The organism is Pseudomonas sp. TE3786 (genome assembly GCF_054057335.1).
Window position 1 is genome coordinate 115,153 of record NZ_JBSRZF010000013.1, and the last position, 18,473, is coordinate 133,625.

General features: G+C 63.1%; 16 protein-coding genes. 14 read left to right on the plus strand and 2 right to left on the minus strand.

Annotation, left to right across the window (positions count from 1 at the left end; genetic code table 11):
- Nucleotides 1–70: 70 nt before the first annotated feature.
- From ACVW0Y_RS15500 to ACVW0Y_RS15535, 8 genes are all read left to right on the plus strand, one after another.
- A complete protein-coding gene (locus ACVW0Y_RS15500; RefSeq protein WP_457439223.1) occupies nucleotides 71–1,132 on the plus strand; it encodes a microcin C ABC transporter permease YejB in 1,062 nt (353 codons plus the stop codon).
- Nucleotides 1,132–2,295 (plus strand): ABC transporter permease, encoded by a 1,164-nt coding sequence (locus ACVW0Y_RS15505; RefSeq protein WP_457439224.1) that lies wholly within the window; start codon nucleotides 1,132–1,134, stop codon nucleotides 2,293–2,295. The genes ACVW0Y_RS15500 and ACVW0Y_RS15505 overlap by 1 nt, the downstream gene beginning before the upstream one ends.
- The gene (locus tag ACVW0Y_RS15510) at nucleotides 2,295–3,911 is read left to right on the plus strand and encodes an ABC transporter ATP-binding protein (protein ID WP_457439226.1); all 1,617 of its coding nucleotides are present in this window, start codon (nucleotides 2,295–2,297) and stop codon (nucleotides 3,909–3,911) included. The genes ACVW0Y_RS15505 and ACVW0Y_RS15510 overlap by 1 nt, the downstream gene beginning before the upstream one ends.
- 19 nt (nucleotides 3,912–3,930) lie before the next feature.
- Nucleotides 3,931–5,793: an extracellular solute-binding protein gene (locus ACVW0Y_RS15515; protein WP_457439228.1), complete on the plus strand. Its 1,863-nt coding sequence runs from the start codon at nucleotides 3,931–3,933 to the stop codon at nucleotides 5,791–5,793.
- A 71-nt stretch (nucleotides 5,794–5,864) separates the two neighbouring features.
- A complete protein-coding gene (locus ACVW0Y_RS15520) occupies nucleotides 5,865–6,461 on the plus strand; it encodes a nitroreductase family protein (RefSeq protein WP_457439230.1) in 597 nt (198 codons plus the stop codon).
- A gap of 61 nt (nucleotides 6,462–6,522) precedes the next feature.
- Nucleotides 6,523–8,286, plus strand: a complete 1,764-nt coding sequence (locus ACVW0Y_RS15525) for an ABC transporter ATP-binding protein (protein WP_457439232.1) — start codon at nucleotides 6,523–6,525, stop codon at nucleotides 8,284–8,286.
- Between the two features lie 296 nt (nucleotides 8,287–8,582).
- Nucleotides 8,583–9,635 (plus strand): ABC transporter substrate-binding protein, encoded by a 1,053-nt coding sequence (locus ACVW0Y_RS15530; RefSeq protein WP_457439234.1) that lies wholly within the window; start codon nucleotides 8,583–8,585, stop codon nucleotides 9,633–9,635.
- An 84-nt stretch (nucleotides 9,636–9,719) separates the two neighbouring features.
- Entirely contained in the window at nucleotides 9,720–10,778 is a 1,059-nt protein-coding gene (locus ACVW0Y_RS15535) for an ABC transporter substrate-binding protein (protein WP_457439236.1), read from the plus strand.
- Nucleotides 10,779–10,901: 123 nt separating this feature from the next.
- Here ACVW0Y_RS15535 and ACVW0Y_RS15540 read toward each other — a convergent pair whose 3' ends face one another.
- Nucleotides 10,902–11,165, minus strand: a complete 264-nt coding sequence (locus ACVW0Y_RS15540) for a hypothetical protein (protein ID WP_457439238.1) — start codon at nucleotides 11,163–11,165, stop codon at nucleotides 10,902–10,904.
- Between the two features lie 349 nt (nucleotides 11,166–11,514).
- Between ACVW0Y_RS15540 and ACVW0Y_RS15545 the strand changes: the two genes are divergently transcribed.
- Nucleotides 11,515–11,970, plus strand: a complete 456-nt coding sequence (locus ACVW0Y_RS15545) for a hypothetical protein (protein WP_457439240.1) — start codon at nucleotides 11,515–11,517, stop codon at nucleotides 11,968–11,970.
- Between the two features lie 212 nt (nucleotides 11,971–12,182).
- Here the strand turns inward: ACVW0Y_RS15545 and argP are convergent, their stop codons facing one another.
- Complete coding sequence (gene argP / locus ACVW0Y_RS15550) at nucleotides 12,183–13,106, minus strand: HTH-type transcriptional regulator ArgP (protein WP_457439242.1); 924 nt, start codon at nucleotides 13,104–13,106, stop codon at nucleotides 12,183–12,185.
- A gap of 195 nt (nucleotides 13,107–13,301) precedes the next feature.
- On the opposite strand from argP, the gene ACVW0Y_RS15555 reads away from it, so the two are divergent.
- From ACVW0Y_RS15555 to ACVW0Y_RS15575, 5 genes are all read left to right on the plus strand, one after another.
- The gene (locus ACVW0Y_RS15555; RefSeq protein WP_457439244.1) at nucleotides 13,302–13,601 is read left to right on the plus strand and encodes a hypothetical protein; all 300 of its coding nucleotides are present in this window, start codon (nucleotides 13,302–13,304) and stop codon (nucleotides 13,599–13,601) included.
- A gap of 135 nt (nucleotides 13,602–13,736) precedes the next feature.
- A complete protein-coding gene (locus ACVW0Y_RS15560) occupies nucleotides 13,737–14,633 on the plus strand; it encodes a LysR family transcriptional regulator (protein WP_457439246.1) in 897 nt (298 codons plus the stop codon).
- 3 nt (nucleotides 14,634–14,636) lie between these two features.
- The gene (locus ACVW0Y_RS15565) at nucleotides 14,637–15,539 is read left to right on the plus strand and encodes a LysR family transcriptional regulator (RefSeq protein WP_457439248.1); all 903 of its coding nucleotides are present in this window, start codon (nucleotides 14,637–14,639) and stop codon (nucleotides 15,537–15,539) included.
- A 173-nt stretch (nucleotides 15,540–15,712) separates the two neighbouring features.
- Entirely contained in the window at nucleotides 15,713–16,351 is a 639-nt protein-coding gene (locus tag ACVW0Y_RS15570; RefSeq protein WP_457439250.1) for a glutathione S-transferase, read from the plus strand.
- A gap of 52 nt (nucleotides 16,352–16,403) precedes the next feature.
- Nucleotides 16,404–18,461, plus strand: a complete 2,058-nt coding sequence (locus ACVW0Y_RS15575) for a pyridoxamine 5'-phosphate oxidase family protein (RefSeq protein WP_457439252.1) — start codon at nucleotides 16,404–16,406, stop codon at nucleotides 18,459–18,461.
- The last annotated feature ends 12 nt before the right edge of the window (nucleotides 18,462–18,473 follow it).

Genomic DNA, 18,473 nt, shown 5'->3' on the forward strand with positions numbered 1-18,473 from the left:
CGCACCATCTGCGTAGGAGCGGCTTCAGCCGCGATCCCTGCAAACACCGAAGCCTTCTGGAATCCACGCTATGGCGTATTACCTGATCACCCGCTTGCTGGCGATGATCCCCACCCTGTTGGGGGTTCTGACCCTGACCTTTCTGGTCACCCAATTCGTACCGGGTGGCCCTGTCGATCATGTGCTCAGCGACCTGGATAACCAGAGCGCGCGCTCCGGTGCCGAAGGTGCGACCTCGGGCAGCGGCTGGAGCTACAGCGGACGGCAGGGTATCGATGCGCAACAGATCGAACACCTGACCCGCCAGTACGGCTTCGATCAGCCGGTGTTCGAGCGTTATGTGTCGATGCTCAGCAACTTTCTGCGCTTCGATCTGGGCCAGAGTTACTTCCGTAACGAAAGCGTGTGGGAGCTGATCAAGTCCAAGCTTGGCGTTTCGGTGTCGTTGGGCATCTGGACCTTTCTGCTCACCTACCTGATCTCCGTGCCCCTCGGTGTGGCCAAGGCCGTGCGCGCCGGCAGCCGCTTCGACTTCATCACCAGCCTGCTGATTCTGTGCGGCTATGCGGTGCCGGGGTTTGTGCTCGGCGTGCTGCTGATTGTGCTGTTTGGTGGCGGCTCGTTCTGGGACGTTTTCCCGCTGCGCGGCCTGACCTCGGATAACTGGAGCGAGCTGAGCTGGCTGGGCAAGATCACCGACTACCTGTGGCATATCACCCTGCCGGTGGCCGCTTCGGTGCTCAGCACCTTCGCGTTGAAAACGCTGCTGACGAAAAACACCTTTCTGGAAGAAATCAGCCGCCAATACGTGCTGACCGCCCGCGCCAAAGGTCTGTCCGAGCGCCGGGTGCTGTGGAAACACGTATTTCGCAATGCCCTGTTGCCGCTGGTCACCGGCTTTCCCGGTGCCTTTATCGCGGCGTTTTTTACCGGCAGCCTGCTGATCGAAACCCTGTTCTCCCTCGACGGCCTCGGCCTGCTGTCTTACGAGTCGATCAATAGCCGCGACTACCCGGTAGTGCTCGGCAGCCTGTACCTGCTGACCCTGATCGGCCTGCTGACCAAGCTGGTGGGCGATATCGCCTATGTGTTGGTCGACCCACGAATCAAATTCAACGCGCAGGTGGCCTGATGACTGCTCAGACGATTGCCCCGCCGAGTTTCTGGCAGCGCCTGTCCCAACGCTGGGGCCGCCGCACGCCAGGGGTTGAGGATCAGCTGCTGCCCCACCCGGAGCTGCAAACCGAGGCGGCGGTAGCCCCGGGCAGACGCCTGTGGCTGCGCTTCAAGCAGAACCGCCTGGGCTACTGGAGCCTGATTCTGTTTACCTCGCTGTACCTGGTGAGCCTGGCGGGTGAGTTGATCAGCAATGACAAACCCTTGCTGGTGTACTTCCAGAACCAATGGTTTTTGCCGCTGCTGCATGACTACCCCGAGGCACTGTTTGGCGGCCAGCTGCCCATTTATACCGACTACAACGACCCCTTTATTCGCGAGCAGTTGGCCAAGCCCGGCAACTTCGCCTTGTATGCGCCCAACCCCTACTACTACGACACCCTGAATTACTTCTCCAACGCCGTGCACTACCCCGGCCCCCCCACCAGGGAAAACCTGCTGGGCACCGATATCGCCGGCTACGACATCGTTGCCCGGCTGCTGTATGGCTTTCGCGTGTCGGTGACCTTCGGCCTGGCGTTGACCTTGATCGGCACCGTACTCGGCGTGCTGATCGGCGCGGTGCAGGGCTACTTCGCCGGCAAGCTCGACCTGGTCGCCCAGCGCCTGATCGAGGTGTGGGGTTCGCTGCCCGAGCTCTACCTGCTGATCATCTTCGCTTCGTTGTTTGAGCCCAGCCTGATTCTGCTGGCGGTGCTGCTGTCGCTGTTCGGCTGGATCTATCTGTCGGATTACGTGCGCGCCGAGTTCCTGCGCAACCGCCAGCTGGAATACGTCAAAGCCGCGCGCGCCATGGGTTTGTCCCACGGGCAGATCATCTGGCGGCACATCCTGCCCAACAGCCTGACGCCGGTGATCACCTTTCTGCCGTTTCGCATGAGCGCGGCCATCATGGCCCTGGCCAGCCTGGACTTTCTCGGCCTCGGCGTCCAAGCGCCGGCGCCCAGCCTTGGCCAGTTGCTGTTGCAAGGCAAAGAAAACCTGGATGCCTGGTGGATCGCCGTGTCGGGCTTTGGCGTGCTGATGCTGACCCTGCTGTTGCTGACGTTTATGGGCGAAGCCCTGCGCAACGCCATGGATACCCATATTGCCGACCGACTGCCGGCGGAGACTGTGTGATGAGTGCGACCTTGCCGAGCCCGGTTTTGTTAAGCCTGGAGAACCTCACCATCACCCTGGGTAACCGCACCGTGGTGGACGACCTGAACCTGCAGATCAAGCCCGGCGAGCGCCTGGCGCTGGTAGGGGAATCCGGCTCGGGTAAAACCATCACCGCGCTGTCGATCCTGCGCCTGCTGCCGAACGCCAAGGTGCAGGGCCGCATCCTGCTGCAGGGTGAAGACCTGCAGAAAAAAGGTATTGGCCAAATCCGCCAGATCCGCGGCCGCGACGTGGCGATGATTTTCCAGGAACCGATGTCCGCGCTTAACCCGCTGTACAGCATCGGCGCGCAGATTATCGAAACTCTGCAACTGCACGAGGGGCTGGGCCCACGCGAGGCGCGGGAGAAAACCATCCGCCTGCTGGCGCGCACCGGTATCCGTGAGCCGGAGCGGCGGGTGGACAGCTTTCCCCACCAGCTTTCCGGTGGCCAATTACAGCGCGCGGTCATCGCCATGGCCCTCGCCTGCCGGCCCAAACTGCTGATCGCCGACGAACCCACCACCGCCCTGGACATGACCGTGCGGGCGCGCATCGTGCAGTTGCTGCTGGACCTGCAAGAGGAAGAACTGGCCCGTGGCGATGGCCAGGGTATGGCCATTCTGCTGATCACCCACGACCTCAACCTGGTGCGTCGCTTTGCCCAGCGGGTAGCGGTGATGGAGCACGGCAAGCTGGTGGAGAGCAACAGCACCGAAGCCTTGTTCGCCAGGCCGCAACACCCCTACACCATCAAGCTGCTCAACAGCCGGCCGCAGCGCGAGATTGCCGAAGTACCGGTGGGTGCTGCCACCCTGCTGCACACCGAAGCCTTGCGGGTGGAATACGCGAAGAAGATTGCCGGCTGGCGCGGCTGGTTTCGCCACGACCGCTTTATTGCCCTGGACAGCGCCAGCGTGTCGCTGCGGGCCGGGGAAACCATCGGCGTGGTCGGCGAGTCGGGCTCCGGCAAGTCGACCCTGGCGCAGGCCATTCTCAACCTGATTCCGGTGCAAGGCGGCACGCTGGATTTCGACGGCATTGCCATGCACCAACGCAGCAAGCAACAGCGCCGCGAATTGCGCGCCACCCTGCAGGTGGTGTTTCAAGACCCCTTTGGCTCGCTGTCGCCACGGCAAACGGTGGCGCAGATTGTCGGCGAAGGCCTGGCCCTGCACTTCCCCGAACTCAGCGCCGCCCAGCGCCTGACGCGGATTGTCGAGGTGCTCGGCGAGGTCGGCCTGCCCACCAGCGCGCTAAGCCGCTACCCCCACGAGTTCTCCGGCGGCCAGCGCCAGCGCATTGCCATCGCCCGCGCCCTGGTGCTGAAGCCGCGCGTGCTGGTGCTCGACGAACCGACCTCGGCGTTGGATGTATCGATCCAGAACCAGATCCTGCAACTGCTGGTCAGCCTGCAGAAAAAGCATGGCCTGAGTTACGTGTTGATCAGCCATGACCTGGCCGTGGTGAACGCCCTGGCGCACCGCCTGTATGTGGTTAAAGACGGGGTGATCGTCGAGGCGGGCGACACCGCCGAGCTGATCGCCCGCCCCCAGCACCCCTACACCCAAAGCCTGGTTCAGGCCTCGTTGTAAACCGGCCCGTGGAAACTCTATGACGCTCTTGATCGCCTCCCCCCTCACCCGCCGCCTCGGCCCGGCTTTGGCCTTGTTCGGCGTGTTGCTGGCCAGCCCGACAACCACCTGGGCCGCGCATGCCGTGGCGCAATTCGGTACGCCCAAATACCCGGCGGACTTTCAGCACTTTGACTATGTGAACCCGCAAGCGCCCAAGGGCGGCACGCTGTCCATGTCGCTGGTGGCCACCAACAGCAGCTTCGACAAGTACAACCCCTACAGCCTGCGCGGCACGCCACCGCCGGGGCTGCTGGAACTGGTATTCGAAACCCTGACCATCAATGGCCTGGACGAGCTGAACACCCACTACGGCCTGCTGGCCGACGATATTCAGGTAGCCCCGGACTTCACTTCGGTGCTGTTCCACCTCAACCCCAAGGCGCGCTTCAGCAACGGCGACGCGGTGACCGCCGACGACGTGCTGTATTCGTACAAGACCCTTACCGACGGCAAAGCCAGCCCACGCTTCAAGGCCTACTTCGCCGAGATTGCCCAGGTGCAGGTGCTCGACCCGCAACGCGTGCGCTTTGTGTTCAAACGCAAAGGCCGCGACCTGTCGTTTATCGCCGGCAGCCTGCCGGTGTTCTCGCCCAAGTGGGGGCAGCAGGCGGACGGCAGCACGGTGCCCTTCGACCAGTTGCGCTTCGAGCAACCGATTGCCAGCGGCCCCTACCAGATCGACAAGGCCATCAGCGGGCGCGGCATTGTTTATCGGCGTAACCCCGACTACTGGGCCAACGATCTGCCGGTACGGCGCGGCTCGTTCAACTTCACCACGATCGACTTCAAGCTCTACAAAGACCGCGACACCCAGGTGGCCGCCCTGCGCGCCGGCGACTACGACGTGATCAGCGAAACCCAGATGCGCTACTGGTGCTGCCAGTACATCGGCAAGCGCTTTGATCAGGGCGAGCTGGTCAAACGCACCTTTACCCACCGCAACCCGCCGGCCATGAACGGCTGGGTGGTGAATCTGCGCAAGCCACGCTTCCAGGACCCGAGGGTGCGCGAGGCGTTGGACTACGCGCTGGATTTCGAGTGGATCAACCAGAAGATTTTCGACAACGAGTTCAAGCGAGTGGACAGCTACTTCGCCGGCACCGCGCTGGCGGCCAGCGGCCTGCCCAGTGAGGACGAGTTGAAGCTGCTCGAACCCTACCGTGGGCAGATTCCCGATGCGGCCTTCGGGCCCATGCTGCAGCAGCCCTCCACCCACGCACCCGGCAGCGTGCGGCAGAACCTCACCAAAGCCCTGGAGCTGTTCGCCGAAGCCGGCTGGCATAACCGCGATGGCGTGCTGCGCAACGCCCAGGGTGAACCCTTTGTGCTGGAAGTGGCCGGCACCCGCACGCAAAGCCCCTACACCGACCCGATCTACCTGAACCTGAGCAAGATCGGTGTGGTGGTGAAGAAGAAGCTCACCGACGCCGCCACCGCCCGCAAGCAACTGACCAGCTTCGACTACGACTACACCACCCTGGCGCTGCGTGAAGCACGCAACCCCGGTGATGAGCTGTGGCGCAACTTCAATAGCAAGGACGCCGACCGGCCCGGCTCGGAGAACATCACCGGGGTCAAGTCGGCGGCCGTCGATGGGCTGATCAAGCACCTGCTGGATGCCGACAGCGAGCACGAGCAGCAAACCGCCGCCCATGCCCTCGACCGCGTGCTGGTGCACAGCTACTACGTCATCCCCTGGCGCTACCTGGACAAGCACTACGTGATCTTCAACCAGCGCCTACAACAACCGGCCAACTTGCCGCAGTACTACGGTGCCAATGAATGGGTGCTGAGCACCTGGTGGGACGGCACGGCCGAGCGCCTTTCCACGTCCCGCTAAGCCATCACCCGATAAGCCATTTGCCAGACAAGCCCCTTACCAGAAAAGCCCCTTGCCCCTTTGAGGTCACCATGTCCCAGCCCCGCCACTCCGAGCACGCCATCCACCCGCTGTTTATCAATCGCTGGTCGCCGCGCGCCTTTACCGGCGAAGCCATCGACCCCGCCACCCTCGACAGCCTGTTCGAAGCCGCCCGTTGGGCACCGTCGGCCAACAACTCCCAGCCGTGGCGTTTTATCTATGCACGCAACGGCTCGGCGCACTGGCCGCCACTGCTGGAACTGCTTAACGAGAAGAACCGTGCCTGGGCCGGCAATGCCTCGGTGCTGATCGTGCTGGTGTCGAAAACCACCCACGTACGCGCCGGCAGCGACGCCGCCAGCGCACTGCGCAACCACTCGCTGGATGCCGGGGCCGCCTGGGCCCATCTGGCCTTGCAGGCCGAACACGCCGGCTGGCACAGCCACGCCATTGGCGGTTTCGACCGCGAGCAGGCGCGCACCCTGCTGGGTGTGCCGGACGGCTACCACGTGGAAATCGCCATTGCCATCGGCAAGCTGGCCAGCCGCGACAGCTTGTCGGCCGAGCTGCAGGCCCGTGAGCAACCCACTCAACGCAACCCGCTGCGCAGCCTGATCGCCGAAGGGCGCTTCAGCTTCCACGAGTGAAGCGTGCCCGCGCGGCCACAGCGCGCCCCCCAACCATCATTTCTGATCGAAACCAGCACCTATGAAAAACCTCTGGCGCACTATCCAGTTCATCCCCGAATACCGCGGGCGGGTGATTGCCGTGACCCTGGTCGGCACCATTCTGGGCTTTATCGGAACGGCCACGCCCTACCTGTACAAAGTGATCGTCGACACCATTTCGCAACTGCTCACCGGCAAAATCACCCAGGAGCAAGCCACCTGGAGCGTCACCCTGCTGCTCGGGGTGTTCTTCGTCCTGCGCCTGGGCGTGGTGGTGTTTGGTGCCCTGCAGAACAAGCAGGCCGATGACCTCTGGCTGGACACCGTAAGCACCTTCCGCCAGCGCGTTTTCGACAACATGACGCAGAAGTCCATCGACTACTTCGAGAAGACCCGCGTCGGCGAAATCATGGACCGCTTCGGTAATATCACCAGCATCACCATGTGGCTGTCCTCGCTCACCGAAGGCACCCTGGCGAACATCCTGCAGATGCTGTTTATCATCAGCGTGCTGCTGATCAAGGCACCGCTGGTGGGCGCGATCATGACCGCGGTGCTCGTGCTGAACTTCTGGATTTCCTACCGCACAGTGGGTTGGACCCGCCCCTACCGGCGCGGCTGGCAAGCCCTGGCCGGGCGCATGACCGGGCTGCTGGCGGAAATGGTCGGCAATATCTCCACGGTGCGCAGCTTCGGTGGCGAGCCGGCGGTCAAGCAGCGCTACGACGACACCCAGGCCGAATGGATGATTACCCGCGGCAAGCTGCACACCACCGAATGGCGCTCCGAGCAGGCGCTCAATCTGATCAATACCCTGGGCGTGTTTATCGCCGTGGCGCTGACCGTGCATGGTGCCTTGCAGAGCCGTTTCACCACCGGCGACATTCTGCTGATCCTTACCCTCACCCAGAACCTGATCAACAGCATTGGCCCCATCGCTCGGCAGATCAATCAGGCCGGCGAAATCGAAAGCAACGCCGAGCGCTTGATCGAACTGCTGGATATCGAAGCCGAACATGCCGACCGCCCCCATGCGATTGCCCTGACCCGCCTGAACAGCATCACCTTTGAGAACGTCAGTTTTCATTACCCGGGCAAAGAGGAATACGCCCTCAGGAACGTCTCCTTCCATCTGGACGCCGGGCTTACCCTGGCCCTGGTGGGCAGCAGCGGCAGCGGCAAAAGCACCATCGTCAAACTGCTGATGCGTTTTTACGATGTCAGCGAGGGCCGCATCCTGATCAATGGCATCGACCTGCGCGACTACCAGCAACGCACGGTGCGCGCGCTGATGGGCGTGGTGCTGCAGGACGTGGCGCTGTTCAACGACAGCATCGGCGAAAACATCGCCTTCGCCCGCCCCGGCGCCAACGCCGAGCAGGTGCGCGAAGCGGCCAGGGCAGCGCATGCCGACGAGTTTATCCAGCGCATGGAAGCGCAGTACGACACCTTGGTAGGCGAGCGCGGCATCAAGCTGTCCGGCGGTGAAAAGCAGCGGGTGGCGATTGCCCGCGCGGTGCTCAAAGACCCGCAACTGATCATCCTCGACGAAGCCACCAGCGCCCTCGATTCCGAATCCGAACACCTGGTTCAGCAGGGGCTGGAGCGTCTGATCAGTGGCCGCACCTCGGTGATCATCGCCCACCGCCTGAGCACCGTGATGTCCGCCGACCTGATTCTGGTGATGCGTAACGGCGAGGTGCACGAGCGCGGCAACCACGCTGAGCTGGCGCTGCGTGAGGGGGGCTTCTACGCCAAGTTGTATGCCCTGCAAAGCCAGGGCCGCCCGGCGCTGGCCAATTGATCCGTGGCCAGCCGCTGCTGCGGCCCGGACAGGGCTGTTGTTGGGTTGCTGCTGGCCAGCCAAAGGCGTTTTTCTCAGCTCTGAAACTATCCGCAGAGAAATCTGCAAGCTATTGATAGAAAAGGGATTAAACCGCCGTTAAGCGGCTGGCACAGGGGTTGCAAAGTGAGCTTTGCCACTCCCTGCACAGCCTCTGCAGTACGGCAGCAAGGCAGGTCCGCCGTCCTTGAGCGGCGAGTAACAGCAACGTGCCCCTGGCACCTGCGCCCACTGAAAAGCAAAGGAAGAGCACCCTCATGAGTCAACCACTGGATACGCTTTGGTACACCCGCTGCCCGGTTCCGACCGGCCTCGGTATTGCTGTGCAAAAGGGCTGGCTGGAACAGACCCTGGCTACCCAGGGCACGCAGATCAAATCCCTGCGTGAATCGGAAAACCAAGCCGTGCGCGAGTCGCACTTCGACCACACCCTGCAGAACTCGGTGCGCCACGGCGGCAATATTCCGGCCATCTGGGCCCGCGCCAGTGGCCGCGAAACCCGGGTGATCGGCCTGTCCTGGCAGGACGAAGTGCAGTTGATCCTGAGCCTGCCGGACAGCGGCATCAAAACCGTCAAAGACCTCAAAGGCCGCAAGTTCGGCCTGCCGCTGTGGGCCAATGCGCAAATCGACTTCTCCCGCGCCCAAGCCATTCGTGGTCTGGAAAACGCCTTGAAACTCGAAGGCCTGCAAGTCAGCGATGTCGAGCTGGTCGACTACCAGCGCGGCGGCACCCATAGCGACGAAGCGGCACGTACGGTGTCCGGTATCACCACCTTCGGCGGCCGTCGCACAGGCGGGCAGAACGCCGAACTGGTTGGCCTGCTGCGCGGTGAAGTGGATGCGATCTTCCTCAAAGGCGCTTCCGCCGCCCACCTGGCCCACGCCTTCGGCCTGCACACGGTAATCGACACCGGCTCGCACCCGGAGCCGCTGATTCGCGCCAATAACGGCACCCCACGCACCCTGTCGGTAGACCTGCACCTGCTGGAAAACCACTTCGACGCCGCCGTGGGCATTCTCGACGCGGTGATTCGCGCCGAAGCCTGGGCCTGGAACAATCCCGAAGACACCCGCCGTTACCTGGCGCGGGAAACCAACAGCAGCGAGTTCTGGGTGACCGGTGCCTACGGCGAAGACGCGCACCTGCGCCTGCGTACCGACCTGCATGAAAACTCGATCCTCGGCCTGCAGGACTTCACCGACTTCCTGCATCGCTGGAACTTTATCCCGCAGACCTTCTCGGTGCGTGACTGGATCGACCCACGTCCGCTGCAGGCGCTACGCTCAGCCACGGCATTGGCAGGCTGAACCCGGCAACAGGCCGGGTGAGCACCGCGCGCAGTGGTGTTCATCTGGCCTGTAGCGCGCCCGAGACCTCGACAAGCAGGCCCCATGAGCAAACCCCTCGATACCCTTTGGTACACCCACAGCCCGGTACCCACCGGGCTGGGGATTGCCGTTGAATCCGGTCGCCTGGCGGATGCCTTGCGCCCGTTCGGCACCACTATTCAAGCGCTGCGCGAATCCAACGACCGCGAGATCCGCGAAGCGCATTTCGACCACCACCTGCCCAATTCCGTCCGCCACGGCGGCAACACCCCCGCCATCTGGGCCCGCGCCAGCGGCGCGCAGACCCGCTTGCTGGGGTTGTCGTGGAGCGACGAAGTGCAGTTGATCGTCAGCCACCCGGAAGGCCCGGTAAAAACCATCAGCGACCTGAAAAACCGACGCTTCGGCCTGCCCAAATGGGCCAACGTGAAAATCGACTTCAACCGCGCCACCGCCCTGCGCGCCCTGGAAAACGCCTTGAGCCTGGAAGACCTGCAGGTGTCCGACGTGGAGCTGGTCGACTACCCCTATGGCGGCACCCACAGCGATAACCCGGTCCGCCATATCTTCGGTGCCCAGGTGCGTTTGAGCGGCAAGCAGGTACGGCGCAGCAACCGCGAATTGATGGGCCTGATGAATGGCACGGTGGACGCCATCTTTCTCAAAGGTGCCCATGGCCTGCAACTGGCCGATGAATTCGGCCTGCATGTAGTGATCGATACCGGCTCGCACCCGGACCCGATGATCCGCGCCAATATCGGCACGCCGCGCACCCTGACGGTGGACCAACTGCTGCTCGATGAACACTTCGATATCGCCTTGTGCATCGTCGACAGCGTGATGCGCGCCGAACGCTGGGCCTGGGTAAACCCGGACGACACCCGGCGTTTCCTCGCCCGGGAACTGAACACCAGCGAATACTGGGTAGCCGCCGCGTATGGCGAAGACGCCAACCGCCGCCTGCACACGGCCCTGGACGAACGCTCGATCCTCGCCCTGCAGGCGTTGACCGACTTCCTCGAACGCTGGGGCTTTATTCCGCGAAGCTTCGACGTACGCGACTGGATCGACGAGCGCCCGCTAAGCCAGAGCCTGCACCGCCTTGTAGAGGCCCGCCCGTGACAACAGCGGGTGCCACACCGGGGTCGGCCAAGCAAAACCCAGCCGATAAGCAGCGGGGGTACAGGCGTGGGGCTGGACCGGATGGGACGCTGGCCACCCGCCAATCGTCAGGCTGCTCGATGCTCAGTACTTGATATCCCTGGCTTGGCGGCGGGTATCTTGTTTGCTACTGCGCTTCTCCTGGCGACACTCGACATTGGTTTTGTCATTGCCCCTTCGACAGTCATCCTTGGTCTGCCGGGCATTGGAGCGACCATCCTGGCGGGTATCACGAGCTTCACGCCGTTGCTCACCCTGCTCGGTCGCGTAGGCCGGTTGCGCCATCCACTGCACGCCAGCAACAAGGACCAGCATGCTCAGAGCCTTGAAATAGTGCTTGCGGTTCATCATTTTTCTCCCCTTATCGACCGTTCAAGGCCCAACGAAGAATTCAGCGCAAAATCTGTATCCACTTCGTATGGTCGCCACTCAACACGCACGCTGAAACGTGAAGACTGAGAATAGGTCAGGCAGGCCGCCGCGCAAGGAACGGATGAGCGGCGCTGTGGCAGGCTGGGCTGATCGTCCTTCCAAGGGCTTTTACCCGCAGTCCCCTCGCCGCGGATGCGATGTACCCCCTTCGCCGCCTTGCCCTATCGGGCTGAGCATAGGGATCAAGCAGAGCAGCTGTCTTACGACTAGTTTTACCTGCAACACCGAAGCCCTCGTCCACCACTCAGCCAGGTAAAGGTTCGCAATGACTAAAACAATCGATCTGACGGTCACCCAGGATTACCTCAATCCGTTTGCCGCGCCGGACAGTCCCAAGCTAAGCCCCGAGCTGACGGACTATCTGTCGGATAGCGCCTGGTACTACCCCTCGCTGAGCCTGCAGATTCGCTGCCCGGAAGATGAGCGAGAACGCCTGCAGCAGGCCATCGGCAATACCTTTGCGGAAAAGAGCGAACAACTCAAAGGAGAAATTCGCACCCAGCGGCTGCTAGCGGTGATCCTCCTGGGCCTGGCACTCGCCTTGGTGCTGGCTGGCACGGCTCTGGGCATTGAAGGCACCATCCCTGTGGGCGTCGTTACCGTCACCGCGTGGATGCTGCTCTGGCGCAGTGGAGAGATATTTTTTCTGGATATCCGCAGCGTTAACCGGCACCTGCGTAAGTATCAGCGCATCGTCAGCGCATCCAAGCAGTTTGTTTAAGGTGACCCGTTGCCGTGCCCACCGCCCAGCCACTGCGCGGGCGAAACGCTTGGCAACGTGGCTCGAACAAGAACGCCAATGGACTCTTGCGGCAGTACGTTGCACAGGGCACCGACCTGTCGATTTACGCGCAAGCCAAGCTCAATGCAGGAGCGCGAGCGACCTCGAAAAACACTCGACGTCGATAGGCCCGAGCGGTCCGTTTTTCCGCACTAAGAACGCCCCTTGCCGCCAACCGCGGCCTCATCCCCAAGCAGCGTGCGCCGCGCGGTTTCCACGCTGCGTTGCGAGAGCGCCTGCATGCGCGGGGATTGCACGGCCCACGAGTGCCAATACAACGCCACGTCGGTGACGTGCCCGGGGGCGAGGTCTACCAGCGTGCCGTTTGCCAGAGAATCTTGCAGTTGCATATGCGCCACCATGCCATAGCCCAGGCCACGGCGAATGGCTTCGAGGCGCGCCTCGGGTAGCGCCAGGTAGTGGGTGGGATAGGCGTCTGCGCGAAGGCCGAAGCGGGTTTGCATAAAGTGATCTTGCAGGGTGTCTTTGCGTGAGTATGCAAACACCGGGGCCTTGCGCGCGGCCTCGCGGTTGAGCCCTTTGGCAAACCAGCGCGCCTGGAACGCAGGCGATGCCACCAGGCGATAGCGGACAGAGCCCAGCGGCACGGCGAGGCAACCGCGCATAGGGTCCGGGCGGGTACTGATGCAGGCGATGACCTGACCGCTCTCCAGCAGCGTGAAGGTATGGTCCTGATCGTCAACGACTACGTCGAGCAGGATGCGTTCGCTGACAAAAATGGCCGCCAGGGCGGGGAAAAACCAGGTCGCGAGGGTATCGCCATTCGCGGCGATCACCACACGCAGGTGCTCGTCCTGATCGCCCGACAGCTCGTTGAGCAACTCGTCTTCAAGCACCGTGGCGCGCCGCAGATAAAGCAGCAGCCGGCGCCCTAGCTGCGTCGGTTCACAGGGCCGCCCGCGCACCACGAGCGGACTCCCCAGGTGGGCTTCCAATGCGTGTATGCGCTGGGAAAGCGCCGAAGGGGTTATCGCCAGCGTCTTCGCGGCCTTTTCAAAACTGCCGTTATCGATGGCGGCCAGGAAAGCCTGTAGCTGTTTGGCGTCGAGTTTCACCCTGCCACCTTCGTTAAGTTTGGCTAACCGAAGCTGAAAGTTACTTCATTATTCTTAACTAATACACCGCTTGAACCGATGCTTACTCCACGGCGATTTCGCTTACCCAACACCAGCGCCGCCGTGCGCGACCCCACTGGTCGGCCATAACAACCAGCGGCTTGCGCGCCCACTTTTGCAGTGCAGGAGAAGCTTATGAAACTCAAGATTTTGGCGGTTATCGCGGTGTATGCAGTACTGGCTGGCTGTGCCTGGCAAACACCGGCGATGAAGCTCGACAACCAGCTGTACCAGACCTCCGCGACCGCTTCGCTGGCACGCGGCGCGCAAACCGGCGCGCGCCGCCTTGCCCTTGAAGAGGCCAACGCCAAGTGCACCTCGCTGGGTAGCGAGATCAGCGTGTTGGATATTCAGTCGCACTGGGCGTTTCCAACCAACGGCGTGGCTTTCGTGACATTCGCCTGCAACCCCATGGCAGAGCGCCAGGCTGGTTAGCGGCACCGCCTTCCCCAGAAGCCCGCGCCTCTGGTTCACCAGCCCATCAGCGTACTAGGCTAGCGTCACTTGCTAGGCTGTTGGCGACTCAACCCTCTGTGCACGTTGGCGGTGATTGTGGATCGGTTTCAGGAAATGAAAGTGTTGTTGGCGGTCGCCGAGGCGGAGAGTTTTGCCGCGGGGGCCAAGCTGTTGGGGATGTCTGCGCCGAGTGTGACGCGGGTGATTGCCGGGTTGGAAAATCGCTTGGGCACCTTGCTGCTCGCGCGCAGCACCCGCAGCCTGCGCCTGACCGAGGCGGGCCGGCGTTATGTGGAGGATTGCAAGCGCATCCTGCTGGATCTGGAGGAAGCCGAGGAGCTGGCCACCGGCAGCAGTATTCGTGCGCGCGGCAATCTGACGGTGACGGCGCCGGTGATGTTTGGTGAGCTGTTTCTGATTCCGTTGATTACCGAGTACCTGGCCGAGCACCCGCAGGTAAGCCTTAACGCGCTGTTGGTGGATCGTCTGGTCAGCATGTTGGACGAGGGGGTGGATGTCGCCATCCGCATTGGTGAACTGCCCGATAACGGTCTGCAGGCGGTGCGGGTTGGGCAGATCCGGCCGGTGGTGTGCGCTGCGCCGGCCTTTCTCGACAAGGTCGGCAGACCGACTGAACCCAAGGATGTGCTGGGCTTGCCGATGGTGATGTCGTCGGCCAGCAACCTGCTGACCGACTGGCAATTCCGGGTCGCGGATACCCTGCTGACCCTGCACCCGAAACCGCGCCTGCTGGTCAGTTCCAACCAGGCGGCCATCAATGCCGCACGCATGGGCTGGGGCCTCACCCGGGTGCTGTCTTATCAGGTAGCGGACGCGGTAGCCAAGGGCGAGCTGGAGATTGTGCTCGAGGCCTTTCAAACTCCGGCGCTGCCGGTGCATGTGCTGTACCAGGGCGACAAACGCGTGCCGGCCAAGGTGCGCACTTTTGTCGATCACTGTGCCCGCCGCTTTCTCGCCGACCCGGCGCTGCAAGCGCTTTCGAAGGTGTAACCGGTGAGCAGCTTCCGGCAGATGCAAACCTTCGCCGCCGTGGCCCAGGCCGGCAGCCTCGCGGCGGCGGCGCGGCAGCTGCAGCAGTCGCCGGCGACCATCATGCGCGCCATCGCGGCGCTGGAGGCACGTCTGCATAACACCTTGCTTATTCGTAGCCCGCGCGGGGTGGCGCTGAGCCCGGCAGGTGAGCAGTTTGCGCAGAGCTGCCGGCAGATCCTCGAGCAAACCGAGCACGCCGAACGCTCGGCGGCGGGCCTGCATGCCAGCCCCGACGGTCTACTGACGGTGGCGGTGCCGCTATTGATGGATCTGCAGGTGTTCACCCCCATCGCCCTCGCCTACCTCGATGCCTTTGCCGATGTGCAGCTGGCGATTCGCACGGGCGAGGGCGTACCCAAACTGCTCAAGGAAGGCATCGATGTGGCCCTGGTGCTGGGCCCGCTGCCCAGCTCCTCGGACTTTGCCATGCCGCTGGGTACCGTCACGCCAATGGTTTGTGCGGCACCGGCTTACCTGGCCAAGTGGGGGTGCCCGCAAAGCCCCGACGACCTCAAGGCCCACCGTGCGGTGCTGGCCACCTCCCTCGGTGCCGAGGCGCAATGGCAGTTCGCCAATGGCCAGCGCACCCGGCTGGTCAAACCGGCGCAGGTACTGAGCTGTAGCACCCAGCGCGGCGCGATACGCGCGGCCAGCCTGGGGCTGGGCCTGGTGCGCTGCATGAGTTATGAAGCCCACGACGAACTGCAACGCGGTGCGCTGCTGCCGGTGCTTAGCGACTTCGCCGGCCCGGGTGTGCCGGCGCAGCTGATCTATCGCCACGGCCGACGCGCAGAAGCCCGGGTGCGCAGCTTTATCGATTTTGTTACGCCGCTGTTGCGCGCCCATCCGGCCTTTAGCGCCTGAACTGCAGCACCCCGTCCTGTGCGCTTTATTCCACATAACGAAATTATGGATTGCTCAACCTGGTGATTCTGCTGGCCCGGCGCTGGGCGCAGCATGGTTCCACCAGCGCAACAACCGCCAACCAGGTTTTACGGCCGCGCTGATTCCTTTGAACTCATTGCGGAGCCACGACCATGCCACAGACCATCAAACTCTATCGCCACCCGCTGTCCGGCCACTCCCATCGCGTCGAGCTGCTGCTGTCGCTGCTGCAGTTGCCCACCGAGCTGGTGTTTGTCGACCTCGCCAAAGGCGAACACAAATCCGCCAAATACCTGGCCATCAATGCCTTCGGCCAGGTGCCGGTGATTGACGACAACGGCACGCTGCTGGCCGACTCCAATGCCATTCTGGTGTACCTGGCACAAACCTACGGCAAGGGCAGCTGGCAGGCTCAGAACCCACTTACCCAAGCCCGTATCCAGCGCTGGTTGTCGGTGGCGGCCGGTCAGGTGGCCTACGGCCCGGCCGCCGCGCGACTGATCACCGTATTCGGTGCGGCCCTGAATGCCGAGGAAGTGATCGCCCGTGCCCATACCCTGCTCAAGGTGATGGAAACCGAGCTGAGTGCCAGCCCGTATCTGGCCGGCAGCGAGCCGACCATCGCCGATGTCGCCAACTACAGTTACATCGCCCACGCACCGGAGGGCAACGTATCGCTGGATGCCTACCCGAATGTGCGCGCCTGGCTGCAACGCATCGAAGCCCTGCCCGGTTTTGTGCCGATGCAACGTACTGCCGTCGGCCTGCAAGCGGCCCCAGTAGCAATCTGAGTAGCAATCTGGCTGCCGGCAACCCCGGCAGCCCTGCCAAGGAGCATCCGCCATGGACCATCAGCTCGAACCGCGTAAATCGCCCTGGCATGCCGGTGAGAAAAAGCTGCAGGCACACTTTCACGCCGCCGAACGGATGGAAGAACTCGGCCAACGGGTGATCCGCGACTACATGCCCGATCAGCACCGCGAGTTCTTCCACCAGTTGCCGTTTATGGTGGTGGGTGCGGTGGATACGGATAACCGCCCCTGGGCCACCTTGCTGGAGGGGCCGGAAGGCTTTGTGACCTCGGCAGATCCCTACCATTTGCTGCTCGACAGCCAACCCGATAGGCAAGACCCGGCGGCGTCCGGCCTGCAGGCCGGGCATGCCATCGGCCTGCTGGGCATCGAGCTGCATAGCCGCCGGCGCAACCGCATGAACGGGGTGATTGCGCAGCGCTCGGCGGCGGGCCTTGAGGTGGCAGTGGAACAGTCCTATGGCAACTGCCCCAAGTACATTCAGGAACGCATCTACACCCGGCTTCCTGCGCCGCAAAGCGGCAAGCCGGCGCGCCAGGATTTCACCGCGCTGGATGACCACACCACCGCGTTGATCCGCGCGGCGGATACCTTTTTTATCGCCAGCTTTGTCGACCATGACGCCCATAGCCGCTCGGTGGATGTCTCCCACCGCGGCGGCCGCGCCGGTTTTATCAAGGTGCAAGGCAATCGGCTGACCATTCCCGATTACGCCGGCAACCTGTTCTTCAACACCCTGGGCAACCTGCAGAGCAATCCGGTAGCCGGTTTGTTGTTTGTCGACTTCACCAGCGGCGACATGCTGCAACTCAGCGGGCGCACCGAACTGCTGCTGGACGGCCCGTTGATCAAAGCCTTTGAGGGTGCCGAGCGGCTGTGGGCCTTCGACGTCGAGCACGTGGTGGTGCGCCCGGCCGCCTTGAATATTCGCTGGCTGTTCAGTGACTACGCCCCCACCAGCCTGGCCACCGGCACCTGGGCCGAAACCGACGAGCGCCTGCGCCACAACGAACAGCGCCGGCAGTGGCAGCAATGGCGGGTGACGCGGGTGCAGCAGGAGAGCAGCGATATCCGCTCGCTGTTCCTCGAGCCGCCGGATAGCGCCGTGGTGCCCTTTGCACCGGGCCAGCATCTGCCCATACGCATCGTTGCCGAGGGCGAAGAGGCGCTGATCAGAACCTACAGCCTGTCCAGCGCGCCCTCGGACGGCCAACTCCGCATCAGCGTCAAGCTGCAGGGCAAGGCCTCCGGGCATCTGCACCATCAGGTGCAGGTGGGCGATCTGCTGCAAGTGCGGCCGCCGCTGGGCAGCTTCACCCTTACCGACGACCACGAACGGCCCGTGGTGCTGCTCGGCGCGGGCGTGGGCATCACGCCGCTGATCTCCATGGCCCGCGAGCTGGTGGCGCAGAACCAGCAGCACCAGCGGGCACGTCCTATTCATTTATTCCAGAGCGCAAAAAGCCTGGCGGAGCTGCCGTTCCAGGCCGAGCTGACGGAGTTGCTGCAGCGCGCCAACGGCCTGCTGCATATCCACCGAGCCCTCAGTGCCCCCGACGCCGAGGCGCTGCTGGAGCGCGACTATCAGGTGGCCGGACGCCTGGACTTTGCCCAGGTAAAAGCGCGGCTGCCGCTGGATGACTACGACTTCTACCTGTGCGGCCCGGCGGGTTTTCTCCAGGCCATGTACGACGGTCTGCGTGGCATGAATATCGCCGACCAGCGCATCCACGCCGAGGCATTCGGCCCATCGGCTTTGCGCCGTTCGGAAAGCGCCCAGCCACCTACGCTCGAACAGCCACCAGCGGCCGACACCCCGGTGCCGGTGTACTTCGCCGCGTCCAATACCGAAGCGCGCTGGAAGCCCGAGGGCGGCAGCCTGCTGGAGCTGGCGGAAAGCCGCGGCCTGAATCCGCAATTCAGCTGCCGTGGCGGCTCCTGTGGCACCTGCGCCACCAAGCTGATCAGCGGCACCGTGCATTACAGCAACCCACCGGCGCAGTTGCCGGAGGGCGACAAGGTACTGATCTGCTGCGCCGTACCGGCGCAAACAGCAGGCACATCCCAACCCCTGGTGCTCGATCTTTAACAAGGAGGCCAT